This is a genomic window from Streptomyces sp. NRRL F-5650 (assembly GCF_000721365.1).
Classification (GTDB): domain Bacteria; phylum Actinomycetota; class Actinomycetes; order Streptomycetales; family Streptomycetaceae; genus Streptomyces; species Streptomyces ardesiacus.
In genome coordinates, this window is record NZ_JOGV01000037.1 from 1 (window position 1) to 23,759 (window position 23,759).

The following is a 23,759-nucleotide window of genomic DNA, read 5'->3' on the forward strand; positions in this document are numbered from 1 at the left end:
GGGCAGTACCGGGGCGCCCTGCGGGGCGGGGGCGCCGAGCGCGGGCTGCTCGATGGGGGCGGCCGGGGCGGGGACGTCGACGACGCCCTCGGCCGGGGCGAGGGGGCGCCCGTACCGCGTCATCCGGTACGCGATCAGCACCTCGACCGGAGCCTTCCGCCGCCACCTTCGGCCGTACTCGGCGCGCAGCCGCAGCCGCTCGACGAGCCGCTCCTGCTCCAGCCGGATCACGTCGTCGTACGAACGCAGCTCCCACAGCTTCATACGCCGCCACAGCAGGAAGGTGCGCACCGGGGCGAGCAGCCACCGGGACAGCCTCACCGACTCCATGTGCCGGGCGGCGCTGATGTCCGCGGCGGTGCCGATCGCGTGCCGGGCGGCCTCGACGACGGCGACGAACAGGATCGGGATCACGGCGTGCATGCCCACGCCGACCGGGTCGCCCCACGCGGCCGCGCCGTTGAAGGCGATCGTCGCCGCGGTGAGCAGCCATGCGATGTGCCGCAGCAGCGGCAAGGGCATGCGGAGCCAGGTGAGCAGCAGGTCGAGGGCGAGCAGTACGAGGATTCCGGCGTCGACGCCGATCGGGAACAGCACGGCGAACGCGCCAAAGTCCTTCGCTTCCGCGAGGGTGCGTACGGCGGCGTAGGAGCCGATGAACCCGATCAGCATGATCGCGACGGCGCCGACGGCGACGCCGGCGACGAGCCTGCGCTGTAGGGGGGTGAGTCTGGCTCGGTCGCTGCTCTTGGGCGGGCTGATCTGCTCGCCAGTACCATCACGCACGGATCGGACCTCTCGGCGTCGCGGCTGCGGGGCACGGTCCGCCCCGGCCATGTGGCGTGCCAGCGCCGGCCGGGGCTTACCGCGTGCAGTTCCAAGCTAGGGAGTGACTTGCCATATGGCAAGTCACAACCGGAGAATGAGGGTCATGACCGACGGAGGAGAGGCGCCCGACATGGTGTCGTTCCGCGAGTGCGCCCGCCGCGTCGTCGCCGAGGGCATCGCGCCGTCGATGACGCACCAGCGCGTTTCGCAGCTACAGGCGCAGCCCGGATTCCCGCCGGTCGTGAAGGTGGGGCGCTCGAACGTCATCGACTGGAACCTCGCGCGGCCGTTCTTCGTCGCGCTCGCCGAGCGGGCAGCAGCCCGGGACAGCCGCAGACGGGTCGAGGACGAAGCCGAGCAGTAGGCGAGCAAGCAGCGGCCCCGCCAGGTAGCACCCGGCGGGGCCGTGCTGTGTCTACGCCGCGGCGTCCTGCCGGGCCCGAGCAGCCGCACGCTGCCGCGCCCGCGCCTCACTCTTCTTCCGCCGGCGCGCTGCTTCCTGCACCTGCCGCTGCAGGTCCGCGAGTTCCTCGGGCGACGACCACACCCGCGCCCGCATCGTGACGTCGAACCGCGCGCTCGCCGAGCAGTCGACGAGCCCGGTCGAGCACGTCACCCGCTCGATCGCACCCCCGTCGGTGTGGGCGACCAGGTCCCCGCCGCACCCCGGGCACGGCATGCCGAGCACGGCCGACGAGCGACGCAGCCCGACGACGCGGTCGAGACGGTCGGCGGCCTCGCGGGCGTACCGGACGATCTGCTGCTGCTCGGCGTCGTGGGTGGGGCAGCACGACTCATCCCGCAGCCGGCCGATCAACCAGCGGGCCGCGTTCGGCGCGGTGCGCTCGGCCCGGTCCCCGCCGTGCCAGTCGGCGGGATCGTAGGCGTCGCGGACGGCGATCCGGTCGGCGAGCCCGCACAGCGCGACCTCGATCGCGCGGCTCGCGTCGGCGACGTGCAGGCGGATCGGCACCGGGCGTTCGCCGAGCTGCTGCGGGTCGCGGTCCTCGCGGGCGGGGTGGGGCAGGCCCTCGCCGGTGTGGTCGCAGTGCGCGCACCGGTACTGGGGTCGGCCGTGCTCGTCGTGGTGGGTGACGAGCTGCTGCGGGTGGTCGATGGCGTGCGCGAGGGCGGCGGCGATCTGCTGCGCGGCGGTCACCTCGGCGGCGTCCTGGTCGTCGAGGGCGCGCAGGTAGTCGGCGGTGTTCGTGGTGGGCGGCCACGTGTCGACGGTCTGTGTGGTGTCGATGAGGGCGCGCAGGTGCTGCCAGTGGTCGACGATGGTCTGCAGGTCGTCGAGGGCGGGGCGGGGTGCGGTGTGCGGCATGATGCGCTCCGTGTTGTGCGTGGGGCGTAGGCTGATCACACCGCGAGTGGGGCGCCCCGGACATCTGGCCGGATGGGGGCGCCCCGTCGTCGTGTCAGGCGCTGCCGGGGGACGGCGTGCGCAGTACGGCGTCGGTGATCTCCCGTACGACGTGGTCGTGCTCGTCGGTGCGGTTGTGCTCGGGGTGGTCGTTGAGGACGTGGCTCACCTCGGATGCGACGCGCTCGCGCGTCATGCTGTCGAGGAACTGCGCACGCACGAGGTTGTGCCGGGCGTCGGCGAGCGCGTTGTGTTCGCCCTCGGGCTGCTCGGGCAGTCGCGGGTTCCCGAGCCGCTCGCACTCCTGCCGCAGATCGTTGGTCCACATCGGCACGCCGTCGGGCAGGTCGATCATCGGGCCCCAGAGCTGCGCGAGCGCGACATGGTCGTACGCCCCGTACCAGGCCCAAAGCTGCGGGTCGGGTGCGGCGAGAACGAACTCGGCGACCAGGTTCGCGATCGTCTGGTGCGTCACCACGGCCGTGATGTCGAGGTGCTCGCGGTCCCACTGCCAGATACCGGGGTTGTCGTCGCGCCCGAGCGGCCACTTCATGGGGAGCGACGTGAGCACGTTCTGCCTCAGCCATTCGTGGTGAACGATCTCGTGCCACGGCGCCTCGCGGTTGATCAGGTACAGCTCGGCGCCGTTGTCCTCGCGGATCATGCCGATACTGATCAGGTCGATCGTGCGGCCGTTCTCGCGGAACTCGGTGTCGTAGAAGATGCGGGTCATCGGGCTGTTCCTTCCTTGTCGGTCGTCGAAATGACGATCACGGGCGGGCTCTTGTGCGGCGGATCGTGGCGTTGCCGCCACTGCCGGGCCGTCCGCCGCGGGTGCACGGCGAAGATCCCGGCGATCTCGACGGCGAACACCACCTGCGCCAGCCACCAGCCCGGCCGGCGCCGCCGAGCCGGGTCGTCCCGGAGATCACGGGCCCGGACGTAGTCCTGCTCCCACGCCCAGTCGTCGATCAGCGCCAGCGGGCGAACATGGCGGGCGGCGTAGCCGAGGACGAACCCGACGCCGACGAGCAGCAGCGCGATCACACACGCCTCCCGAGCCCGAACCGGCGCTCCCTCTTGGCCGCGCGGTCGAGGGCATCCTGCAGCCCGGTCGCGTCGGCGACGATCTCGGTCGTCGTCACGTCGTCCTTGACGGGCAGGAACCGTGCGATCTGCCGCATGGCCCGCGCCTCCACCAGGTCCCACGCGCGGGCGGCGTCGGCGAGGATCTGACGCCGCAGCCGCATCACGTCCTGATACGCGCTCACGGCCTCGGGCAGTGACGTCGCCTCGGGCAGGTCGAGACGCCGCTCGATCCGGCCGACGGCGGCCCGGTCGAGGATCGCGTCGAGTTCGGTGAACAGCGGGGCGTCGCTGCGGTGGTGCTGGTGCCTCCAACGGCGGATCTCATCGAGGGCGGCGGTCGCGGGGGTGGTCTGCTGGTTGTTGTCCACGGGGTACCTCACAGGGTGTGGATAGCGGGGCGGGCGGGTTACAGGTACGAGCCGGTGATCGGCACGGTGCGGATCGAGTGGCGCTGCAGGACCGTCAGGCCCTGCCCCCACAGGTCGAGGTCGAGCCAGCGGGTACGACGCCGCCGGGACCGGCGGGTGATGACGCAGGTGCAGGCGTCGGTCGGGGCGGCGGCCGGGATGAAATGCCCGCGGACGCAGCGGCGGGCGGGCATCAGGCGGCCTTCCCGTCGGTGAGCCACGGGGCGAGCGCGGCGAGCACAGCGTCGATACGGCTCTCGGTGCGGTCGGCCACGCACCCGCACGTCGTGGTGCGCGTGCACTTCGGGCAGGGCACGGCCTTGTTCAGGGCGTGATCGACGACGCGGCGCAGCCGCAGCGACGCGGCGGCCGGGTTCGCGTCCGGGACCGGGGCGGTGGCCGGCTCGTCGTCCTGGTCGAGCCATACGACCTCGGTCGCGCCCTGGTGGCCGTGGATCAGTTCGACGGACGCCTTCCCGCGGTCCCAGTGCACGGCGGACGGGTGTTCGCCGCGCCAGCGGACGGCGGCAGTGCCGTCGGGCCAGAGCACGCCGTCGGCGACGTCGCCGGTACCGCTGACCCCCGAGACGTCGGTGCCGCGGCGCAGCACGAATCGGCGCGGGGTGACCTGCTGGTCGGGGCGTACGACGGTGCGGCCGGCGAGTTCGAGGGTGGCGGCGTCGACGAGTGCTTGCACGGCGCGGTCGTCGGTGTGGCGGCGGGCGAACGCGGCGAGTGCCTCGACGGCGGTCAGGTTCTCGGTCATGCTGCGCTCCGATCAGTCGTGGTGTGGGTGCGGGGCGGCCAGTGGCGTTCGCGGTCACGGCGGGCGGGCTCGCTCTCGTCCCGCCACCCGCGCAGTGCCGCGGTCAAGTCGGCGTAGTGCCGGGCCTGCTCCGCCTTCGTCCAGGGCTCGACACGCGACTCGGGGCGGGGCCCGCCGAACGCGCCGGTCGGTACGTCCTCGGCGAGACGCGGATCGGCGGTCACGCGTCGGCCGCCTCGGTCGCGGCGCTCTGCTGCGCCTCCCACACGTCCCGGCGTGATGGGTGGCACTTCTCCATCGCCCGGTTGTTGTGCGGCAGACGGCACGGGCGCCCCGGCGACGAACCGCACTTCGGGCAGTGCACGCCGAGTTCGGGCGGCCCGGCCGAACGCGCACGCCGCGGGTACCGCTCCTCTTTCACCGCACGGAACGTTTCGTTCGCGGGCACCAGCGCACCGGCCCGACTGCGCAGGTCCGTTCCCGGCGGCGGCAGCAGCTCACGCAACCCGACCGGCTCGTCGGTGCCCCGCGCGATCGCCGCCCGCTGTCCGCGCAGAGCGGCCACGAACGCGTTGCCCGTCTCGTCGTCCGGGTCGATGTACGGGTGATCGGCCGGCTCGAACGTGCCCGTCGACCTGCCGAGGCGGTCGCGCACCTGGTCGCGCCACCGGGCGGCGATGTCCTTCGGCATCACGGCCCACGCGCTCTCGGCGTAGTGCTGGCCGACAGCCTCGCCCGCGAAGGCGAGCGGGACGTCGCGGAGTACGGCGGCCCACATGGTGACCTGCGCCCGCTGCTCGGCGTCGTCGACCTTGACGACGCGGTCGTCGATGAGCGCGATCTGCTGCAGGAGGTCGATCGTTTCGTCGAGGGTCATGCGGAGTGCCCTCCGTTCTGGCGCAGCCGGTCGAGGCCGGCGCGCTGCTGCTGGCTCTTGGTCATGGCCGGGTGTTGCAGGACGGTCCCGCCGGGGGACGCCGGCGCGGGCTCGGTGCGCTCCCGCTCGACCCACCCCTGCCAGCGGCCGCCCCACGCGGCCGCTCGCACCTGGTCGTCGGTCATGCGGCGCACGAACCGCCGGGTGACCGTGTCGAGTTGCTGCGGCGTGAGCTGCGGCAGACCAGCGTCCGCGCGGGCGAGCTGCGCCGCCTCGACGTCCGCGTCGGTCGGCTGCCAGCCGGCCGGGATCGGCCCGGCATCATCCCGGCGCGGCCGGGGCGGGGGCGGCGGCGTCCGGTCGGGCTCGTCGAGCGGCAACTGCTCGCCGCGGGCGCGGTACCGGCGCTTCTTCTCCGCCTCCCGCTCCCGACGGGCCTGCACATCGGCGCGGGTCGGGTTGTAGTCGAGATAGTCATGGATCGCGTAGTCGCCCGGGCCCGGCTGCAGGCACTTCGCGTGCGAGCACCGGTGCCCGTGCTCGTGCCACAGCCCGACCTCGACGAGCTTCCGAACCTGCCCCGGCGTGCCGTACATCTTGGCGATGGCGCCGGGCACGATGCCGTCGGTGAGGTGCTGCGCGGCGTACCCGCCCGCACGGACCCACAGCCCGAGCGCCGCATTCTTCGCGGCGACGAACTTCGGGTGCATGTGGCTGTTGTCGTCGATGACGAACCACGGCATGGGGACTCCAGATGATCAGAGCGTCAGTTGCCCGTCCGGGACGGGCGGCGGCTTGCGGGTGCGGCGGGCGGGCCGCGCGGGTGGTGCGGGGGCGGTGCACTGGTGGTCGATGACGTGGGGCCGGTCGCAGTCCGCTCGGCGGCGGTGGCAGTCCGCCCACAGCAGGACCGTTCCGGCCTTCGTGACCTTCGTGCACCAGTCGAGCCGGTTCGGCTCCCGGAGCGCGGCCGCCGCCGTCGCGGTGAGCGGGTCGGCGTCGGCGGTCACATCGAGCGCCGCACGATTGCCGACCAACTGCCGCCAGACGGTGCGGCCACAGCGGCAGCGCACACGACGTGCGCCGCCACTGCTGCCCGGGGGGCGTGTCACCCGTGCTGCTCCACACGCGACCCGCGCCGCCGCCGCTTCAACTCCTGGTGGGCGTCGTACTCGGTCTCGGTCGGGTGGCCGGCGAGCGCCTCGGCGACCGCGTCCTCGACGACGGTCTTACCGGGCCCGATCTCGTCGAGCGTGTCGTCCATCTTCCGGCGGCGCATCATCGCCCGCATGACCTCCAGCACGAGCTTCGTCTGCTCGTCGTCGCGGGCGGCCTCGACCAGGGACATGCGCAGCTTCACCTGCGGGGACTTGTCCTCATCCTGCGCGTGGCCGGTGTATTGGACCGACCGGAGTTCGGCGACCACCACCACGCACATGCCGGGGTGCTCGAACAGCCCTCGGCGCTGCTCTTCGGTGAGCGACGCTTCGAGCATCGCGGCGGCGCTGTCGAGCTTGACCTCGACTGCCGCGTCCTTGTCCAGTTTGGGCATGGCTACTTCCTCCGTCGTTTGCTGAGTGAGTGCTGCAGGGCGGCGTACTCGCGGGCGCCCGCAGCGCGGATCTCGGGGATCGGGCAGGCGTCACGGCGGTGCCGCGCGTATCGGACGGCGAGCGCCTGCACCTCGGCGTATCCGACGGCGTCCTCGGCGTGGCCACAGCGGCACGTGAAGTCGGCGGCGGCCATGTCGAGTGCCTTGCTGTCGAACCGGAACCGGATTCCGAATCCGGGCGCCGGGTTGCCGAGCGTCGGCCCGATCCCGTTCACGGCTGCTCGCCGCCGAGTGCGTCGACCTGGTCGTCGTCGAGGGCGCCGGACTCCCGCCAGTGGTCGACGAAATCGCCCTGCCCGGGGACCGGCGGGACCGGCCGGGCGGTGGCGGCGAGGATCTCGTCGGCGGTCCGGCGCGGCGGCGTCACGGCCGTGCCGGGGATCGTCGGGGCGCCCACGGTGGCGCGGCGCCGGTTCACGCGCCCGCCCCCATCGCACTGCGCTGCACGAACGCAGTCGGCCACTTCCCCTTGCACAGCCGATCGCGCTGCGCGTCCGGCATCGTGAACAGCGGCACCCCACACCAGTCGTGACCGGCCGCGCGCAGCCACCACGCGTCGCACTGGTCGCCGCCCTTGTCGTCGACGAACTCGGCGCCCGCCGCGAGGTACGCGGCCGCCGCCATGTCGCTCTTGTCGGCGCGCCCGTCGTCGCAGGCGAACGACTTGAGCGTCGCCGGGACGATGTACGCGTACGGCACCCCCGCGTCGAGCAGCTCGGGCAGCACCGCGCCGTGCACCTTCGCCGTGATCCCTGCCGCCATGGCGTGCTTGGGCAGGTCCTCGATCACCGCCAGGTGCGGGCGGTGCTCGGCGAGGTCGTCGCGGATGCTGTCGCGGATGTGCAGCAGCCGGCGGTCGCCGTCGGTGGCCCGGGTCTTGATCCGGTACGTCGTGCCGTCGGGCAGGGCGACACCGGTCGAGGTCAGTGACAGGTCGAGGCCGATGACGCGGAACCCGGCCGGGGCCAAGAGCCGGTCGTCGCGCGTGGTGGGGGCGATGAGCCCGGGAATCGTCGTCACGTCATGCACCACCCGGAGTCGCACAGTCCGTCGGCCTCGTCGAACATCGGCAGCACGTCGACCCCTTCGGGGATCGCCTCGCGCAGCGGGCGGCCGAAGCGGGTCAGGTACACGTGGTCCTTGCCGAGTTCGTCGCGCCGCCGGTTCAGCAGCTCTTCGAGCTGGCAGGACTTCTCGAACAGTTCCGGCTCGTCGCGTCGCTGGTCGTGCCACGTTTCGGGGCGGTGGAACGGACAGAAGTAGCACGACGACTTTGGAGGCACGGGCAGTCCGGCCTCGCGGATCACCCGCGCGCAGTCGATGCGCCGCAGCCCGAGGTCGAGTAGCGGGTACACGATCTGCTCGTGCGGCTCGCATCGCCGGTTGTTCGCCCGGTGGATCTCGTCGACGCTGATTCCGATACCGATCGTCGCCGGGTCCTCCACGGTGGCGCCGCGCCGCTTCAGTTCCTTCGCGATCACTTTGATCTTGAAGTCAGCCGTACAGCTCCGGGTGCCGGGCGCCCCGTTCGACATGCGCACCGGGATCGGCAGCGACCGCGACCCTTCCCGGGTCAGCCGGCCCATGAGGGTCTCGACCGTGCCGTCGCGCTTGACGCGGTCGAGCACGACCAGGTCGATTCCGTGCTCGGCAGCGAACGGGCGGGCGTACTCGTCGACGTACCGGATCGTCGCCGGGTTCTCGGAGTCGTCGCCCACGTTGGCCATCAGGAACAGCGGGAAGTCGATCCGGCGCTGCGCGGCGAGGACAAGCAGCGCAGTGGACTGCACGCCACCGCCGAAGGAGATAGAGCGGATCGTCATGCCGCACCGCCCGAGCGCGGACTGATCGGCCCGTACAGGGCACGCAGCACGCCGAGCGGCTGCACCTCCCCGTCGTCCTCAGCCCGAAGCATCGGCTCGCCGAGCCGGTCCGTACTGCCATGCCACCGCCACTCGCGGTCGAACTCGTCGCGCCACAGCAGCGACAGGTCCCACGAGTCGCCGCGCGGGTCGCGGTACACACCGCGGTCGCGGTCGAGGCGTCCCGCGTACGGGTTCGCCGGCTCGTCCTCGGCCGGGCGGTCGTGCTGCTCCTGCGGCTTGCAGGGGAACGGCGGGTGTTCGGCGGCGAGCCGGTCGGCGATCCCGTGCAGCAGGTCGGCGGCGAGCTGCTTGCACACGTCGTCGGAGTGCACGGTGTACGAGCCGTCGCGCTGCACCATGACAACGACCACCGGGGCGCCGTCCGGGCCGACGTCGAATCCGATCATCGGTCGCTCGTTCATGCGGGTTCCCCCTCGGTGCTCGGCTCGACCCACGGGCGCAGCGGCCACGCGCCGTCGACGACGGCGTCAGGGTCGGTCTTCCGGAAATGCGCCTGCAGACCGGCGGCCTGCTCGGCGGCGAGGTCGACCTGCCGGGCGTGCAGCTCGGCGAGCGTTAGCCCGTTGAAGTCGCCATACCGCGGCCGCCGCACCTGCCGGATCCGCTCGGGCCAGTCGGCGCGCGCCATGTGCGCGAGCGTCCCGATCCGGTGCGCGACCCGCGCGGCGATCACCGCGTCGTACGACGCGCCGTGCGCGTTGTCGTCGTCCCACGGCAAGTCGTAGACCTGCGCGAGCGTGATGAGCTGCCGCGGCCCCTGCGTCTCCGACACCCGCTTGCGGTAGGGGTCGGCGTGCTTGTCGAGCACGGCCGTGTCGACGACGTACAGCGGCTGACCGTTGAGCCGCTCGTCGACCGTCGGCAGCCCGTACCGGCGCAGCTCCCGGTCGAGCAGCGTCAGGTCGTACACCACGTTGTGCCCGACGACCGTCGCGCCCTCGCGGGCATACCCGGCGAGCACGTCGGCGATGTGGTCGACGGCGCCCTTCGCGGGCTCGCCCTTCGTCTGCGCTTCCTCCGTGCTGATGCCGTGCACGGCGGTCGCACCCTCGGGGATCTCGATCCCCGGGTCGACGAACCAGTCGTTCGGCTCGACCGGCATGCCGCCGCCGAGCCCGTACACCGCGGCGGTCACGATCCGGTCCGACTCGACGTCGACGCCGGTCGTCTCCGTGTCGAAAGCGGCCCACCGGCCCAGGTGCCACGTCATGCCGTCACCTGCTTCCGGGCGGGCACGTCGAGCCCGAGGTGCGCAAGCAGGTCGAGGGCGTCGTCGCGATCGGTCGCGTTGGCGAGCACCTGCATCGTGGCGCGCTCGCGCTCTTCCGGGCTGTTGCGGGTGAAGTGGGCGGGCGGGTTCATGTCCTCGGGGATCACCGGCGCACCCCCTGCCCGGGCTGCGCGGCCTGCGGCCACGACACGGCGGCCGTGTCCGCGACCGGCGGCTCGTCGTCGACGACCTCGACGTCGTACGCGCCGTCGGCGTCGGGCCCCTGCTCGTCGTCCTGGTCGGCGGGGATCTCGCCCGTGCTCGGGTCGATGCCCTTCGAGATGTCCCGAGCGATCGCCTGCAGATCGGCGAGCAGCTCGTCGGAGCCGTGGCCCGCGTGCCGCGCCCGGTGCCAGACCTGTTGCACGTCCGCCTCGGTCCGGCACGCGCGGGCGTCGGCGAGGTAGTCGGGCCGCTCGGCGGGCGCGGCCTCGATCGCCGGCCGGTCCAGGCTGCTCGGGTCGAGCGCGGCCGCCGTCGAGATCGGCCCCGACAGGGCGTGCCGCAGCTTCGGCAGCGCAGGCACCAACATGACGACCTGGAACTGCTTCGTCTTGCCCTCGCGGACCGCCGTCCGCTGCTCGATCCACATGCGGACCGGCAACAGGCCCTTGCCGCCGGTGGCCTGCAGCACCGTGTCGAGGCCACCGGCGAGCGCGTCGGCCGCGTAGTAGCTCTTGGTGTCCAGTCGCCACACGCCGAGGTCGGGCAGGTCCGGCAGGAACACACCGATGCGGCTGGTCGGGCGGCATACCTGTGTCGGCGGGCGCTCGTGCCAGTCCTCGCCGAACTTCGCGAGGCACACGCACGGCTGCCGCTTGATCGACTCGAACTCGCCGTCGCAGCGGCGCTCACAGCCGCCGCCGTCCCACTTCTCGTAGTTCTGCGACAGCGGGTCCCCGGCGGGCAGGATCGCCCGCAGTTCGGGCGCCTCGGTGATGACGCGCCACTGCGCGATCGTCGACCGCTGCGGCGTCCACTGCTCGACCTTGCCGCCGTACAGCTTCGCGGCGGCCTCGACGTAGTCACGGGAGTGGGAGGTGAGCACGAACGTCCGGGACTTGACCGGGATCGGCCCCTTCTTCGGGTCCGGGTTCGGCCGGCTGTAGCCGGTGCGGATCCGCCCCAACTCGGCGGCCTGCCGCTTCATCGTCTTGATACGGGAGCCCATGTCAGGCTGCCTTCCGTTCGGTTGCGCCGGGCGCCCACGGCGGAACGACCGTCGTGTACGCGCTCGGCGCGGTGTGCAGATAGCGGGCGGTGCGGGACGCCGCCAGGAACGCGCGGAACTGCTCGGGCCCGGAGGGCACCTCGATCAACCGGTGCGCCCTCTGCCTGAGGTTCAGCAGCCCCGTCCGGTGCACCCGCGGGGCGGGCTCGGACGTGTCGTCGGGCAGCAGCCACTCGGGCGCGTGCCGCAGCGCGGCGAGCTGCAGCGGCTGCTCGTCGTACACCGTGTCGACGGGCTTCTTCGCGCTGGTCTTGTAGTCGATGAGCCAGAGCTGCCGCCGCCGGTACAGCCCGGTAGGCAGCCACACCCACAGATCACCCGTGCCGGCGTAGCCGAACTGCCGGTGCATCACGGTCGTCTCGACGGTCACGACGTCCTCGGCGAGGTCGACGCGCCACAGCCGGAACCACGCGGCCAACTGGCGGGCGTAGGGCTCGACCTCGGGGTCGGCCGGGTACGGCACGCCCAACACCTGCGCCTGCGCCCGGTTGTGGACGCGGGTCCCGAGGTTCTGCGCCTTCTCGGTGTACTGCCGGTGCGCGGCGACGAGCGCCGTGCGGAGCGCGGCCGGTTCGGTACGGGCCCGGCGGGCGACACCGATCGGGTCGGCGAGCACCACGTCGGCGGCCATCCCGGCGGCCCACGGCAGCAGCGCGGGCTTGGCAATGCTCGACAGGCAGTTGGTCACGGAGATGAGATCCGGCCCCCCGGCGGGGTCGCGGTAGTAGCGACCCCGCTCGGTGGCGACGGCCCATTTCGGGTCGGTCACGCTGCGGCCCTCCGCAGATCAGCAGCAGCGGCTCGACCGAGGGCGACGCAGCGGAAGAACCCGGAGACGCGGGCGAGCTGCTTCGCGCGGACGAACGAGCTGTCGGGGAGCCGGCCGGGCCGGACGCACCGGCACGGCAGCACCTCGGGGAACTCGCAGGGGCGCGGGTGCCGGTGAGTGGCGACGTCCTCGACCGGCTGCTCGCCGGCCGGGATGCTCTTCTCACTCGGCTCGACCGTGATCTGCCAGACGGCACCGCCCGTGTAGCCGGTCGGCCGGTCGTCGTCGGGGTGCGCCCAGAACTGCCGGTCGGTCCCGTCCTCTTCAGTGCGCCAGTCCCAGTGCTGGCCGTTCGCGTCCACCTTGGCGATGTCGTCGCAGGCGTCGCGGGCGGCCTCGCGGGTCCGGTGCAGCGTCAGCGGAGCGCTGTCGTAGTCGGCAACCCACAGGGGCGTGGTGGCGTCGCGTTCCGCGTCGTACTTCGTGAGCAGGTGGTCGACGACGCGCTGCGGGTCGACGCTGTCGGCGTAGTAGACGCGCAGCGCGTGCTCGATCACCGTGCGGGCGCTCACTCGGCACCACCCTCACGGGCGGCGCGGATCCGGGCGTCGTGGCTCTCCTGCTCGACCCGGGCGACGTGCTCGGCCATGTCGAGGGCGTCGTCGAGGCTGTACACGAACGTCGCGGCACGGCCCACGTCGGTGACGTACTGCCACCGGTCGTCGGCCCACGCCTGCAGCCCGACCAACGCGCCGTCCGTGACGGCCCACCGGTCCGAGCCGGACGACTCGCGCTGTACGACGAGTTCGGCGTACCCGCCGAGCCCTTCGGGCAGCGGCACCCGGAACTCGGTCGCGAGCGCGAGCTGCGTGGCGATGTGCTTCACGTACTGCGCGCAGATCCACCCCTCGTCGCCGTCGAGGTCCCACCGGTCCGGGTCGGGCATCGTGGCGAGCACGTCGTCGGCGAGCCTGCGGTACGCCTGCGCGTCGAGTACGAGCGTCGACGGGTTCAGGTCGTCGCCGAGAACCTCGCGCCGGGTGCGCTTTGATGCCTCGTCCTCGACCCGGTCGAGCAGTTCATCGAGGGTGTCGCCGCCGAGGTGCGCACTGTCGGCGTACTCGTACAGCTCGTCGCGGGCGCTCATGCGGGCTCACCCGCCTCGGCACCGTCCTCGTGCCCGGCGACCTTCCACTGCTTCGCAGCCCGGTCCCACACCACCGACCACGCGTTCCGGTCCGTCAGCGTGCCGTCGAGGTCGATCCCGATCGACATGCCGACCGACTCGGCAGCGTTGAGAGCGGAGGCGATGTCTTCCCAGTACGCCCGCTCAGTGCGCGGCACGAACGGCTCGGCAACCGGACCGCACAGCGACCGCAGCTCGGCGAGGGCACTCACGGCGGCGGCACCGTCCAGCCGAACGGACACGGACACCGGCGGCTCGTCGCCGAATTCGACGATCCCGATCGTCGTCTGCAGCGCGTCGTGCGCGACCTTGATCACGTCGCCGCTCGCGTCGGTGCACTCGAACGGCTTCCCGTTCTCGACCGCGTCGGCCATGCGGCGGCCCTCGTCGAGGGTCAGCCATGCGGTCACGCGGTCGCCGCCGAAGTCGTAGCCGTTGAGCGCGACGATCAAGCGGGTGACGCCCTCGCGGATCTCGGCGACTTCGAGCTGCAGCTCGACCATGGCGTCGGTGTCGCGGTAGGTGTACGGCGCGTCGCTCATGCCGCACCGCCCTCGGCCGGGATCCCACGCTCGGCACGGAACTCGTCGATCGACCGGTCGCAGCAGGTCGGCTCGCCCTCGACGCTGTGCTCGTCGATCCGCATCCGCGGGTCGGCCGCCTGCTCGGCGGTCAGTTCCTCCCACGGGCGACGGCAGTACGAGCACATGTGCGTCTCGGTGCACGTCACCTCAACCTCGGCGACGTGCGGGCGGTGCCGCAGCTCGGCGGCGATCTCCTCGCAGCGACGCCGGTAGTCGCCCTCGATGTCGCGGCTGATCAGTCGGTCGCTCATGGACAGGGCGCCGAACCCGAGGTTGCCGAGACGACGCGGCAGCACCGCGACCGTGATCGGCCCCTCAACGGCGATGAACTCGGCAATCTCGTCGAGCCCGGTCAGCCCGAGGTCGGCGGGACGGCGCGGCTTGAGAGTGACCATCACGCGCCACTCGTCGCGATGCGTCTTCTTCACGCGGCCGCACCACCCTCGGCGGCCTGCAGCGCGGCCACGACGGGCGCGGCAAGCTGCTCGACGTGGCCCGCCAGCGCAAGCGCCTGCAGCCCGTACACCGGCATCTTCGTACCGGCCACGGCGACCAGGTCGGCGACGAGTTCCTCGAACGGCAGCGACCGCTCGGGCTGGTGCGGGTCCTGCGGCTGCATGTCCTGCAGCGCGTCGAACCGGTCGGCGTACGTGTCGTCGTTCAGCAGCGCGGCGACGACGTCGTGCACGACGTGCTCGACGAACGCGCCGACGTCGAGCGTGACACCGGTCGGGATCGGCTCGACCGTGATACGGAACGGCCCGGTCACGGGCGTGTGGTTGGTCATCGGGTCCCCCCAGCAAGGGTCAGGAGGATCGCGGCGAGCATCAGCAGCCCGGCGACGATCAAGTTCTCGGCGGTGGCGATGTCCTCGATCACGAGCGCACCGCCCGTCCGTACACCGCGGCGTTCCGCTCGCTGTACATGGCGGGCACCCCGTAGCCGACGAGCCGGGCCCGGACGCCGAGGTACGTGCAGTGCACGACCATCGCCGCTCCGGTCGACCGCCCGCGGGCGTCACCGATGCCCAGGCGGTCCAGCCACTGCTTCCAGTCGGCCAGCGACCGCGGGTGCACGACGAACTTCACCTCGCCGCCGGCCGCCTCGACCTCGGGGGCACCGGGCAGGTCCGTGACGAGGGCCTGCGCGTCGTCGGCGATCTTCTTCGCGCGGCGGCAGTCGGCGAGCGCGGCCACGGCGGCCGGGGACGCAGCCGGACGGTTGCGGCCGGGCGCCTCGAACGGGTCGGCCGGCGCGGCGGCGAGCAGCCCCTGCTCGTCGAGCAGCCGGGCCGCCTCGTACGCGGGGTCGGTCGTCGTGCCGTGGACGAGCGCGGCGGCGATGATGCGGGCGGCCCGCTCGATCTGCTCGTTCGTCATGACGCCACCGGCCCACGGAACTGCTCGGGAACCCACTCGTCGGTGACGAACACGGCGTGCACGCGGATGCGGACCGTCGAGCCGTCGCCGCGGCGGGGCGTCTCGGTACGCAGCGTCCACAGCGACGCACCGTCGAGCGCCGGGGCCCGGTTCACGGTGCCGCCGAGGGCGTGCATCCACTGCGCGAACTGCTCGGACCCGGCGACGACGACGTGCACGCCGTCCTCGCGGGCGATCGGCTCGCGGGCGGTCGGCAGGTCGAGGAAGTCGATCGTCGCCTCGACTGCCGGGATCTGCGGGTCGGTGCGCTGCAACAGCGCCTTACGGAGAGGGATAGGCTTGCCGCTCACGGCGTCGCCTCTCTTTCTGTCCTCGCGGGATGGAGTGGGGCGGTGCCCCTGGGGTCGTTCCGCTGCTTGGCCGTTGCGGGACGGCCCCTTTGCTGTGCTGCTAGGCGGCGGCCGGCTGCTCGCCGGTCTCCGCGCGGCGACGGCGCACGATTTCGGCCTCGATGGCCTCGACGGAGCCGAGCCGGTGGCCGGGGTAGTACGCGGCCTCGGCCGCCTCCCTCGGCGTCCGCGCGGCGCGCTCGGCGACGGCGTCGACCAGGGCGTCAGCCGCAGCTCGCACGGCGCGGGCCCGGTCCAGCGACTGAGCGGCGCTCATGCCGCCGCTGCCTTCACGCGCCGGCGGACGGGCCGCGGGTTCCTGCGCGTCGTGGTGACCGCGCGGAACTCGAACAGCTCGTCGAAGCGGGCGCCGTACGTGCTGCAGATCCGGGCGATCGCCATGGGACTGGCCGGCCCACCGTTGCGCAGCCGGTGCAGCACCCCGACGCTGAGTCCGGTCGCTGCCGTCTGCTGCTCGTAGGTGGTGTGGCCCTGGGCGCTGGTCACCGCCTCGAAGGCCGTGACGTTGAGCACGATGGTGTCCATCGGCTTCCTTCCATCAGTGGAAGTTCCGTTGATGGAAGGAAGCTAGCACGTTCCTTCCGATGGTGGAAGTTCCAGCGCCGGAAGGAACTCCGGTGTACATTCCACTTACGGAAACCGGACGTGTGTTCGAGCATGCGACCGGACGTGCGACAACGGCGGAAGGTTGTACGGCAATGGCCTTGACCTGCGGTTCCGCTACTGGAAGTTTGGCAAGACCTGCTTCCAGTAGCGGTAGCCTGCGCGCATGCGGAGACGAGATGACGATCACGAGACCGGCGGGGACGTCGCACAGCGCCCTGACTGGCTGCCGTGGCTTACCGGTGTACTGACCGACAAGGGATACGACCTTGACCGGCGCGGCGGCCGCAAGCAGCTCGCCGACGACACCGGGCTCGCAGGCGGCATGATCAGTCGCCTACTGGCCGGCGAATCCATGTCCTACGAGACGCTACTTACTTTCTCCCGGGGCACAGGCATTCCCATTTCGGACTTGTTGGTCAGGAGTGGCAAGGCGTCAGCGGACGATTTTTCGCAGCCCGGATCAAAAACCGGTCAAGCTGCGGTATTGTCCCGAAAGCGCTTGACTCCCGAGGAAGTCGCAAAGGCTGCTGGCGTGCCCGAGGAAGACCGAGCGTGGTTCGCGACCATGGTCAGAAGAATGCGGAAACAAAGCACAACAGGAGACGGCGGCAGCTCGGCGGGGGGTGCTGCGGCGGAGGGGTGAGCAATGCGGGATCGGCAGACAGTCGAAGTTCTGGCCAAAGCTTGCGCTGCTGTGGGGGCGGTGCTGGCCGCGTACGGAACCCTCGTCGACCGAACAGCTCTCTTCCGGGTTGGCCTGCTGATCCTGTTGATATCCATCGCCGTCAGCCTGCACCGGACCTGCCGCACCAGCGTGCGGCAGGTCATCACCCATCAGGCACGCGTCAGCGGCCTGACGCAGCAGGAGCGGCAGCAGTGGACCGAACTGGGCTGGAACGCCGCCCGGATCGACGCCATGACGGACCACGCCGAGGGCGCGCAAGGTGCGGAAATCGTAGCCCTTCCAACCCCTCCCGATGCCCCTCCAATGCGTCGAAACGGGAGCGCATAAAAAGTAGGGGGTTTGGTGTCTGTAATTAGGGGCACACGGAATGGTTTCCCGACGCTGCATTCTGCCGCGAAAACGCCGGAGCTGATTCCCGTTATCGGGTACGCCCGCGTCTCCACGTGGCGCGAGGAAATGATCAGCGTCGACATTCAGAAGAGCGTCGTCGAGGACGCGGCAGCCCGGAAGAACCGGTACGTCGCCGAGTGGATCGTCGACGACGACGCCACGGGCAGGAACTTCAAGCGCAAGGTGATGCGCGGCATTGAGATCGTCGAGGACCCGCAGCGACCGGAACGCGAGCTGTGGTCGTGGAAGTTCTCGCGGTTCGGCCGCAACCGGCACGGCGTCGCCATCAACCTCGCCCGGATCGAGAGCGTCGGCGGCGAGCTGATCAGCGCAACCGAGGAAGTCGACGCGAAGACCGCGGTCGGCCGCTTCACCCGCGGCATGCTCCTGGAGATCGCCGCGTTCGAATCGGACCGCGCCGGCGAGCAGTGGAAGGAGACGCACGAGTTGCGTCGCAGCCTGGGCCTGCCCGCCACCGGCGGGAAGCGGTTCGGGTACAAGTGGCACCCGCGGGTCCTCCCTGACGGCGAGGGCGGGTGGCGCACCCAAGACGAGTGGTACGAGGTGATCGCCAAGCACGCCGAACCGGCACACGAGGCAGTGGAGCGGTACAACGCGGGCAAGACCGGGTACGGCAACATCGCCCGATGGTGGAACGACCTCGGACTGCTCAACACCCGCGGCGCCCCGTGGCAGGACCAGACCGTCAAGTGGTACATGGACAGCGGGTTCCCGGCCGGCCTGCTCGTCGTGCACAAGCCAGACAGCGGGTGCCCCAACCCGGCCCGCTGCCAGAAACGCGACCACTACGACTACCGGCCCGCCGAGCATGAGGCCATCTGGGACGGCGACGAGTGGGACAACTACCGGGACCGTCGGGAGTCCCGCCGGGTGACGCCGGCGCGGGCGCTCAACCCGGTGTACCCGCTCGCAGGACTACCGAAGTGCGGCATCTGCTTCTCCGACCACCCCAAACGCGCAGCCGCACGTATCCACCAGAAGAACAAAGAGAACCCCGGCTACGCCTACCGGTGCGGACCGCGTTCCCGGGGCCTGGTCGACCACGAGCCGGTGTGGGTCCGTCGAGCCCTGGTCGAAGAAGAGGTGCACCGTTGGCTCGGAGGCGTCCGGGAGGAGATCGACGCGATCATCTCCGGGCGGATCGTGCTGCCGAAGCCGCGGATCGCCCCGGACGTCACGAAGAAACGGAAGCGGCTCGAACGGGAGATCGCGAAACTGCAGGGCGCCCTCGACCGGGCTACGAAGGGGCTGAGCATGGGGGACATCCCGCGGGACTCGTACCTGCGGACCCGGGACAGCCTGAACGGCGACATCGCGGCCAAGCAGAAGGAACTCGACGCACTCGGGCCCGAGCAGCCGGCCGAGCCGCCGAGCCCGGTGCCGCACCGCGAGACGATCCTCGGTCTGATCGCCGAGTGGGACACGATCAGCGTCGCGTCGAAGCGGCTCGCCCTCGCCAAGCTGATCCGGCGGGTCGAGTTGTGGCCGGGTGACCGGGTCGAGGTGATCCCGGTGTGGGCGCCGCCGGATCCCGAGTAGCTTCGGGGTGTGCTTTGCCATAAACATCAGTCGACCACTACGGCCCCGACGACATCGCCGACGAACCCGGCATGCAGGTGCCGCCGCACCCGCACATGGGCCTGCAGACGGTGAGCTGGCTGCACGAGGGCGAGGTCCTGCACCGCGACTCCACCGGCAGTCTGCAGACCATCCGCCCGCGTCAGCTCGGCCTGATGACCTCCGGCCGGGCGATCAGCCACTCGGAGGAGAGCCCGCGCGAGCACGCCCGGCTCCTGCACGGCGCCCAGCTCTGGGTGGCCCTCCCGGACGCCCACCGCCACACCGACCCGCACTTCGAGTTCCACGCCGAACTGCCCCGGGTCACCGCCCCCGGCCTGACGGCCACCGTCCTCCTGGGCACCCTCGACACGGCCACCTCACCGGGCACGACGTACACCCCTCTGGTCGGCGCCGATCTGACCCTGGCCGCCGGCACGGACGTACGCCTGCCCCTGGAACGGGACTTCGAGTACGCCGTACTGGCCATGAGCGGCGAGGCCCACGTCGACGGCGTCCCCCTGGTGCCGGGCTCGATGCTCTACCTCGGCTGCGGCCGCGACGAGCTGCCCCTGCGGGCCGACTCGGACGCGGGCCTGATGCTCCTGGGGGGCGAGCCGTTCGAGGAGGAACTGATCATGTTCTGGAACTGGATCGGGCGCTCCCAGGAGGAGATCGAACAGGCCCGCCGGGACTGGATGGAAGGGACACGGTTCGGCGAAGTGAAGGGCTACGACGGTGCTCCACTGCCCGCGCCGTCACTGCCGACGGTGCCGCTGAAACCGCGGGGGAGAGTGCGCTGACCTGCGGTAATGCGTCCGTTTTGCTGATCGCTGGGCATGAGCGGTTAGCAATTCTCACTACTCTCGGTCCACCTGCCGGAAAGCGCCTGAACAGCTCGCCGGCCTCATGTCGAAGTGGTTGGCGATTCCACGGTGTGGCTGTCTGTGGGCAGCTCCGGCAGGACACTTGGTAACTCAGGGGCGTCTGTGAATCAACGGCCGTTTCCGGCCGATCCCGCCCGGCTCCGCCCGCCGGCCAACCGCTGCCTGTCCGGGGTTCCGCCGTATTCTGGTCGGATCGGTTCCCCTCGGAACGAGAACCGTGCCACGTGCGAGTGCCTGGTCTGCGACCGGCCAGGGGCAACGGTCGCGGGCCAGGTCCCGCTGAGACGGCTGGTCCGTACAGCCGACGACTTCATGCCACGGCCGTCCCCTGCGGGAGCCGGCTGCGCCTCTTCCAAGGTTTCTGGTCGCCTTGCGGCGCGGGGCGGCTCCGACATCGCCTTCAGTACGCCGAACGCCTCGTCCGGCAGATCCGACGCGGCGGGGGACTCGCTACTTTGTGGCCCCTTGGGCAAAGCCGTTGTAGATGTAGCGCTGGAGGAACAGGAAGACCACCAGCGTCGGCACGATGACGAGGACGGCTCCCGCGGAGATGTTCTCCCAGTGCGCCCCGAACGGCCCTTTGAACCGGAACAGGGCCGTCGACATGGTTCCGAGATCCTCGGCGGGCATGTAGAGGAAGGGGATGTAGAAGTCGTTGTACGTGGTGATGCCCTTGATGATGACCACGGTCGCGATGGCCGGTTTGAGCAGCGGGAAGATGATTTTCCGGTAGATGGTGAAGGAGTTGGCGCCGTCGAGCCGCGCGGCCTCGTCGAGGGACTTCGGGATCCCGCGGATGAACTGCAGGAAGATGTAGATGGCCACGATGTCCGTGCCCATGTACAGCAGGATCGGGGCCCAGCGGGTGTTGAACAGCCCGAAGCTGTTGACCACCTGGAAGGTGGCCACCTGCGTCGTCACGGCCGGCACCAGCGTGGCGATCAGGAAGAGTGCCATGACGAGCTTCTTGAAGCGGAAGTCGAAGCGGTCGATCGCGTACGCGGTCATCGAGCCGATGATCACCGTGCCGGTGATGGAGAACAGCAGGATGAAGGCCGTGTTGCCGAAAGCCTGCAGCATGTGGCCGTCGTTGAAGGCCGTGGCGTAGTTGGAGAAGTTGAGCCAGTCGTCCGGCAGGGCCAGCGCGCCCTGGCCGTCGGAGATCTCTCCGTAGGACTTCAGAGAGGTCAGGAAGACCACGGCGAGCGGCAGCAGCACCACGAGCGAGGCGACGACCAGCGACAGGTACGTCAGGGCCGTGCTGACGCGCGGGCGGCGGCGCGCCCGATCCTGCGCGCGGCGGGCCGGGGCGGTGAGGGTCATACGAGGTCCACCTTCTCGTCGGGTACGAGGCGGCGCTGGATCCAGGTGATCACCAGGATGATCGCCAGCAGCACCACCGCGCAGGCCGAGGCCAGGCCGGTCTTGTTGAACTGGAAGGCGAACTTCACCGTCTGGATGACGAACGTCGAGGTCTCCGTCGCGCCGCCGGTCATGATGTACGGGATCTCGAAGACGGAGAGCGAGCCGGAGATCGCCAGGATGACGCTCAGGCTCAGCACCGGCCGGATGCTCGGCGCGACGATGTGCCGGAACTGCTTCCAGCGGCCGGCGCCGTCCAGTTGGGCGGCCTCGTACAGTTCGCCGGGGATCGACTGGATCGCGCCGAGGAACAGCACGAAGTTCAGGCCGGTGAAGCGCCACACGGACACCCCGGCCATGGAGGTGTTGGCCGACTCCGGAGTGCCCAGCCAGGCGTGGTCGGTGCCGACGCCGAACCAGGACAGGACCGAGTCGAGCGTGCCGCCGTCCTGGAAGAAGTACAGGAAGACGAAGCCGATCGCGACACCGTTGATCAGGTACGGGAAGAACAGGATGCCCTTGAACAGGTTCCTGAAGCGCAGGTCGAAGCTGAGGACGGCCGCGAAGTACAGGGCGATGACGATCTGTACGACGGATGCCGCGAGGTAGTAGAAGCTCACCGCGAACACCCGGAACAGCTCGGGCCGGGTGAAGATCTCGGTGTAGTTCTCCGTGCCGACGTAGTTTCGGGTGGGGCTGATGCCGTCCCAGTCGGTGAAGCTGTAGTAGATCATGTTGCCCACCGGCACGTAGGTGAACGTGATCAGCAGGGCGAGGGGGGCCAGCAGGAACAGCCACGGGGTGAGCTTGCGCAGCGGCCGGTCGCGCCACGAGGCGCCGGCCCGCGCGCGATGCCGGGTGGGTTGCTTGCCGGTCGGGCCCGTCCCAACGGCCGGGGCGGGCGGTGAAGCGGTGGAAGCGGTTCGGGTCATTGCGGAGCCAGGGCCTTTCGTCGTCCGCTGAGGCACCGTGCGCCGAGTCCCGTTCTCGGGGGAGGCGGGGAGGGGACCCGGCGGGTGCGGGGTTCAGACGGGTGCCGGGGTCAGGGGGCGACGGTCTGCCTGGCCTCGGACCAGCGCTTGTTCAGGTCCTCGAAGTAGCCGTCGAGGCTCCCGTCCGTGGCGCCGCGGGCGATGTCGATGAGCTTCTTGCGGTAGTCGGGCTTGTTGAGTCCGATCTCGGAGGCGTTGTCGATGGCGTCGACCTCGGCCGTCCGCGCCGCGGAACGCTCAATCATCTTGACATCGTTGTCAACATAGTCTTTGAGGGTCTCCGGCATCCCCTCGGCCTTCAGGGCCGAGACAGCGCCCTCCTTGGCCGCGTACCCGGACTTCTCGGTGAACCAGTCGATCCACGCCCGCGCGGCTTCCTTGTGGTCGGAGTGGATGTTGACGGCCTGCTGGTAGTCGGAGACCAGGGTGGAGCAGAACTTGCCGTCCTTCTGGTACGGGAGGGGCATGAAGCCGATGTCGTCGGGGTTCTGGCCGGCCTTCTCGGCCGCGTCCCGCATCTGGTTGATGGCCCATGAGCCGAGCACCATGCTGCCCACCTTGCCCTTGGCCAGGAGGGTCTTGGAGCTCTCCCAGTTGGTGGTGGCCGGGTCCTTCTCCGACAGCTTCTCGTGGACGATGTCGTGGAGCAGGGTGTCGAGGGCGTCGAGGTCGTTGCCCTCGGCCCACGGCTTGTCCATGTCGGCGAGCTTGTCGTGGCCCCGGGTGTCGCAGCTGACGGAGCCGACACTGTTGGTCCAGGGGCTCTCCAGCGGCCAGCCGTCCTTGAAGTTGGTGTAGTACGGGGTCGCGCCGGTCTTGTCCCTGACGGCCTTGAGGTCGTCGAGGAACTGCTCGGTCGTCGTCGGCCAGTCGGTGATCCCGGCCTTCTTCCACAGCGCCTTGTTGTAGACCAGGCCGTTCGCGGTTCCGAAGGTGGCGATGCCGTAGGTCTTGCCCTCGACATCGGTCTTGTCGGTGAAACGGTAGGTGGGCTTCATCGACGAGGTCTCGCCGAGCGGCGCGAAGAACTTGGGATAGTCGCCCTTGGCGACCGCCGACGGGATGAGCAGGACGTCGCCGTAGTCCTCCGTGTTCATACGGATCTTCACCTCTCCCTCGTAGTCGGTGAGGCCCTCGAACTCGACCTTCACGTCGGGGTAGGTCTTGTTGAACTCGGCGGCGTACTTCTTCATCGTCCCGTCCTCGACGAGGTCGGTGCGATTGGTGAGCACGGTGATGTCCCCCGAGACGCCGTCCGGGTTCACCGGCGCGGCGGCGGTCTCGCCGGCGTCCGCGCTTCCCCCTCCGCTGCACCCCGCAACGGTCAGCATCGCGGTGGCAAGCAGTGCGACGCTCAGCGTCCTCTTCCCCATGTGCCCAGCTCCTTTCCAAGGATTACGGCTCGGGCTCCGGTGGTGGTTGACGGCGACTATGTCAGGCGCTCGTGAACCGGTAAAGCTTTCCAAACCTCCGCGATACTCAATCGTTACCTGAGGTGAGAGGGTCAGCCGGGCTATTGATGCGCCAACTGCGCTTCGGTATGGACACCTGTCAAGGGAAGAGGGCTAGACCGGTTCACTTCTGTGGGGTTAGGTTGAG

37 protein-coding genes and 1 pseudogene are annotated in these 23,759 nt (G+C 70.5%); 5 read left to right on the top strand and 33 right to left on the bottom strand.

What is annotated here, in order from left to right; genetic code table 11:
• A partial coding sequence (locus IG88_RS0127605) for a DUF2637 domain-containing protein (RefSeq protein ID WP_420712105.1) occupies positions 1-786 on the bottom strand: 786 nt, incomplete at its 3' end.
• A 145-nt stretch (positions 787-931) separates the two neighbouring features.
• Between IG88_RS0127605 and IG88_RS0127610 the strand changes: the two genes are divergently transcribed.
• Complete coding sequence (locus IG88_RS0127610; RefSeq protein ID WP_234332325.1) at positions 932-1,192, top strand: hypothetical protein; 261 nt, start codon at positions 932-934, stop codon at positions 1,190-1,192.
• Positions 1,193-1,243: 51 nt separating this feature from the next.
• On the opposite strand, the gene IG88_RS0127615 is transcribed toward IG88_RS0127610, so the two are convergent.
• From IG88_RS0127615 to IG88_RS0127760, 29 genes are all read right to left on the bottom strand, one after another.
• Entirely contained in the window at positions 1,244-2,155 is a 912-nt protein-coding gene (locus IG88_RS0127615; protein ID WP_031046770.1) for a hypothetical protein, read from the bottom strand.
• A gap of 94 nt (positions 2,156-2,249) precedes the next feature.
• Positions 2,250-2,927, bottom strand: coding sequence for a 3'-5' exoribonuclease (locus tag IG88_RS0127620; RefSeq protein WP_078861632.1), 678 nt, complete (start codon positions 2,925-2,927; stop codon positions 2,250-2,252).
• Positions 2,924-3,241, bottom strand: a complete 318-nt coding sequence (locus IG88_RS0127625) for a hypothetical protein (RefSeq protein ID WP_031046776.1) — start codon at positions 3,239-3,241, stop codon at positions 2,924-2,926. The genes IG88_RS0127620 and IG88_RS0127625 overlap by 4 nt, the downstream gene beginning before the upstream one ends.
• Positions 3,238-3,663 carry a hypothetical protein gene (locus IG88_RS0127630; protein WP_199807507.1) on the bottom strand — a complete coding sequence of 142 codons (426 nt, stop codon included), beginning with the start codon at positions 3,661-3,663 and terminating at the stop codon, positions 3,238-3,240. Before IG88_RS0127630 ends, IG88_RS0127625 begins: the two co-directional genes overlap by 4 nt.
• Positions 3,664-3,689: 26 nt before the next feature.
• Entirely contained in the window at positions 3,690-3,884 is a 195-nt protein-coding gene (locus IG88_RS0127635) for a hypothetical protein (RefSeq protein WP_031046781.1), read from the bottom strand.
• Entirely contained in the window at positions 3,884-4,456 is a 573-nt protein-coding gene (locus IG88_RS43860; protein ID WP_063760649.1) for a hypothetical protein, read from the bottom strand. The genes IG88_RS0127635 and IG88_RS43860 overlap by 1 nt, the downstream gene beginning before the upstream one ends.
• The gene (locus tag IG88_RS0127645) at positions 4,453-4,680 is read right to left on the bottom strand and encodes a hypothetical protein (protein WP_031046786.1); all 228 of its coding nucleotides are present in this window, start codon (positions 4,678-4,680) and stop codon (positions 4,453-4,455) included. The genes IG88_RS43860 and IG88_RS0127645 overlap by 4 nt, the downstream gene beginning before the upstream one ends.
• Positions 4,677-5,333 (bottom strand): hypothetical protein, encoded by a 657-nt coding sequence (locus tag IG88_RS40390; protein ID WP_051852086.1) that lies wholly within the window; start codon positions 5,331-5,333, stop codon positions 4,677-4,679. Before IG88_RS40390 ends, IG88_RS0127645 begins: the two co-directional genes overlap by 4 nt.
• Positions 5,330-6,076, bottom strand: coding sequence for a hypothetical protein (locus IG88_RS0127655; protein ID WP_031046791.1), 747 nt, complete (start codon positions 6,074-6,076; stop codon positions 5,330-5,332). The genes IG88_RS40390 and IG88_RS0127655 overlap by 4 nt, the downstream gene beginning before the upstream one ends.
• Positions 6,077-6,091: 15 nt before the next feature.
• Complete coding sequence (locus IG88_RS0127660) at positions 6,092-6,445, bottom strand: hypothetical protein (protein WP_031046803.1); 354 nt, start codon at positions 6,443-6,445, stop codon at positions 6,092-6,094.
• The gene (locus IG88_RS0127665; protein ID WP_031046805.1) at positions 6,442-6,885 is read right to left on the bottom strand and encodes a hypothetical protein; all 444 of its coding nucleotides are present in this window, start codon (positions 6,883-6,885) and stop codon (positions 6,442-6,444) included. The genes IG88_RS0127660 and IG88_RS0127665 overlap by 4 nt, the downstream gene beginning before the upstream one ends.
• Positions 6,886-6,887: 2 nt before the next feature.
• A complete protein-coding gene (locus IG88_RS0127670; RefSeq protein WP_031046808.1) occupies positions 6,888-7,160 on the bottom strand; it encodes a hypothetical protein in 273 nt (90 codons plus the stop codon).
• On the bottom strand, positions 7,157-7,363 hold the full coding sequence (locus IG88_RS39145; RefSeq protein WP_234332326.1) for a hypothetical protein: 207 nt from the start codon (positions 7,361-7,363) through the stop codon (positions 7,157-7,159). The genes IG88_RS0127670 and IG88_RS39145 overlap by 4 nt, the downstream gene beginning before the upstream one ends.
• The gene (locus tag IG88_RS0127680) at positions 7,360-7,965 is read right to left on the bottom strand and encodes a hypothetical protein (RefSeq protein ID WP_051852087.1); all 606 of its coding nucleotides are present in this window, start codon (positions 7,963-7,965) and stop codon (positions 7,360-7,362) included. Before IG88_RS0127680 ends, IG88_RS39145 begins: the two co-directional genes overlap by 4 nt.
• On the bottom strand, positions 7,962-8,768 hold the full coding sequence (locus IG88_RS0127685; protein WP_107452314.1) for a phosphoadenosine phosphosulfate reductase: 807 nt from the start codon (positions 8,766-8,768) through the stop codon (positions 7,962-7,964). The genes IG88_RS0127680 and IG88_RS0127685 overlap by 4 nt, the downstream gene beginning before the upstream one ends.
• The gene (locus IG88_RS0127690; RefSeq protein ID WP_234332327.1) at positions 8,765-9,232 is read right to left on the bottom strand and encodes a phiSA1p31-related protein; all 468 of its coding nucleotides are present in this window, start codon (positions 9,230-9,232) and stop codon (positions 8,765-8,767) included. The genes IG88_RS0127685 and IG88_RS0127690 overlap by 4 nt, the downstream gene beginning before the upstream one ends.
• On the bottom strand, positions 9,229-10,041 hold the full coding sequence (locus IG88_RS0127695; protein ID WP_031046819.1) for an exonuclease domain-containing protein: 813 nt from the start codon (positions 10,039-10,041) through the stop codon (positions 9,229-9,231). The genes IG88_RS0127690 and IG88_RS0127695 overlap by 4 nt, the downstream gene beginning before the upstream one ends.
• The gene (locus IG88_RS43475; RefSeq protein ID WP_158854076.1) at positions 10,038-10,208 is read right to left on the bottom strand and encodes a hypothetical protein; all 171 of its coding nucleotides are present in this window, start codon (positions 10,206-10,208) and stop codon (positions 10,038-10,040) included. Before IG88_RS43475 ends, IG88_RS0127695 begins: the two co-directional genes overlap by 4 nt.
• Positions 10,205-11,272, bottom strand: coding sequence for a hypothetical protein (locus IG88_RS0127705; protein WP_031046822.1), 1,068 nt, complete (start codon positions 11,270-11,272; stop codon positions 10,205-10,207). Before IG88_RS0127705 ends, IG88_RS43475 begins: the two co-directional genes overlap by 4 nt.
• 1 nt (position 11,273) lies before the next feature.
• On the bottom strand, positions 11,274-12,101 hold the full coding sequence (locus IG88_RS0127710) for a hypothetical protein (RefSeq protein WP_031046823.1): 828 nt from the start codon (positions 12,099-12,101) through the stop codon (positions 11,274-11,276).
• Positions 12,098-12,673 (bottom strand): hypothetical protein, encoded by a 576-nt coding sequence (locus IG88_RS40395; protein WP_051852089.1) that lies wholly within the window; start codon positions 12,671-12,673, stop codon positions 12,098-12,100. The genes IG88_RS0127710 and IG88_RS40395 overlap by 4 nt, the downstream gene beginning before the upstream one ends.
• The gene (locus tag IG88_RS0127720) at positions 12,670-13,248 is read right to left on the bottom strand and encodes a hypothetical protein (protein ID WP_031046828.1); all 579 of its coding nucleotides are present in this window, start codon (positions 13,246-13,248) and stop codon (positions 12,670-12,672) included. Before IG88_RS0127720 ends, IG88_RS40395 begins: the two co-directional genes overlap by 4 nt.
• Positions 13,245-13,829 carry a hypothetical protein gene (locus tag IG88_RS39150; RefSeq protein WP_037836834.1) on the bottom strand — a complete coding sequence of 195 codons (585 nt, stop codon included), beginning with the start codon at positions 13,827-13,829 and terminating at the stop codon, positions 13,245-13,247. Before IG88_RS39150 ends, IG88_RS0127720 begins: the two co-directional genes overlap by 4 nt.
• Positions 13,826-14,299, bottom strand: coding sequence for a hypothetical protein (locus IG88_RS0127730; RefSeq protein WP_031046829.1), 474 nt, complete (start codon positions 14,297-14,299; stop codon positions 13,826-13,828). Before IG88_RS0127730 ends, IG88_RS39150 begins: the two co-directional genes overlap by 4 nt.
• On the bottom strand, positions 14,296-14,658 hold the full coding sequence (locus IG88_RS0127735) for a hypothetical protein (RefSeq protein WP_031046832.1): 363 nt from the start codon (positions 14,656-14,658) through the stop codon (positions 14,296-14,298). Before IG88_RS0127735 ends, IG88_RS0127730 begins: the two co-directional genes overlap by 4 nt.
• Before the next feature lie 88 nt (positions 14,659-14,746).
• Positions 14,747-15,250 (bottom strand): hypothetical protein, encoded by a 504-nt coding sequence (locus IG88_RS0127745; protein ID WP_234332328.1) that lies wholly within the window; start codon positions 15,248-15,250, stop codon positions 14,747-14,749.
• A complete protein-coding gene (locus tag IG88_RS0127750) occupies positions 15,247-15,600 on the bottom strand; it encodes a hypothetical protein (protein WP_158854079.1) in 354 nt (117 codons plus the stop codon). The genes IG88_RS0127745 and IG88_RS0127750 overlap by 4 nt, the downstream gene beginning before the upstream one ends.
• A gap of 100 nt (positions 15,601-15,700) precedes the next feature.
• A complete protein-coding gene (locus IG88_RS0127755) occupies positions 15,701-15,916 on the bottom strand; it encodes a hypothetical protein (RefSeq protein ID WP_031046840.1) in 216 nt (71 codons plus the stop codon).
• The gene (locus IG88_RS0127760) at positions 15,913-16,185 is read right to left on the bottom strand and encodes a helix-turn-helix domain-containing protein (protein ID WP_031046842.1); all 273 of its coding nucleotides are present in this window, start codon (positions 16,183-16,185) and stop codon (positions 15,913-15,915) included. Before IG88_RS0127760 ends, IG88_RS0127755 begins: the two co-directional genes overlap by 4 nt.
• Before the next feature lie 244 nt (positions 16,186-16,429).
• On the opposite strand from IG88_RS0127760, the gene IG88_RS43480 reads away from it, so the two are divergent.
• From IG88_RS43480 to IG88_RS0127775, 4 genes and pseudogenes are all read left to right on the top strand, one after another.
• Complete coding sequence (locus IG88_RS43480) at positions 16,430-16,909, top strand: hypothetical protein (protein WP_158854082.1); 480 nt, start codon at positions 16,430-16,432, stop codon at positions 16,907-16,909.
• Positions 16,910-16,912: 3 nt separating this feature from the next.
• A complete protein-coding gene (locus IG88_RS0127765) occupies positions 16,913-17,278 on the top strand; it encodes a hypothetical protein (protein ID WP_031046844.1) in 366 nt (121 codons plus the stop codon).
• A 15-nt stretch (positions 17,279-17,293) separates the two neighbouring features.
• Positions 17,294-18,901 (top strand): recombinase family protein, encoded by a 1,608-nt coding sequence (locus IG88_RS39155; RefSeq protein ID WP_267884671.1) that lies wholly within the window; start codon positions 17,294-17,296, stop codon positions 18,899-18,901.
• 29 nt (positions 18,902-18,930) lie between these two features.
• Positions 18,931-19,722, top strand: a pseudogene (locus tag IG88_RS0127775) (pirin family protein); the annotation flags it as partial.
• 534 nt (positions 19,723-20,256) lie between these two features.
• Here IG88_RS0127775 and IG88_RS0127780 read toward each other — a convergent pair.
• From IG88_RS0127780 to IG88_RS0127790, 3 genes are all read right to left on the bottom strand, one after another.
• The gene (locus tag IG88_RS0127780; RefSeq protein WP_031046853.1) at positions 20,257-21,129 is read right to left on the bottom strand and encodes a carbohydrate ABC transporter permease; all 873 of its coding nucleotides are present in this window, start codon (positions 21,127-21,129) and stop codon (positions 20,257-20,259) included.
• Positions 21,126-22,100 (bottom strand): carbohydrate ABC transporter permease, encoded by a 975-nt coding sequence (locus IG88_RS0127785; RefSeq protein ID WP_031046855.1) that lies wholly within the window; start codon positions 22,098-22,100, stop codon positions 21,126-21,128. Before IG88_RS0127785 ends, IG88_RS0127780 begins: the two co-directional genes overlap by 4 nt.
• 110 nt (positions 22,101-22,210) lie before the next feature.
• Positions 22,211-23,533 carry an ABC transporter substrate-binding protein gene (locus IG88_RS0127790; protein ID WP_031046857.1) on the bottom strand — a complete coding sequence of 441 codons (1,323 nt, stop codon included), beginning with the start codon at positions 23,531-23,533 and terminating at the stop codon, positions 22,211-22,213.
• Between the last annotated feature and the right edge of the window lie 226 nt (positions 23,534-23,759).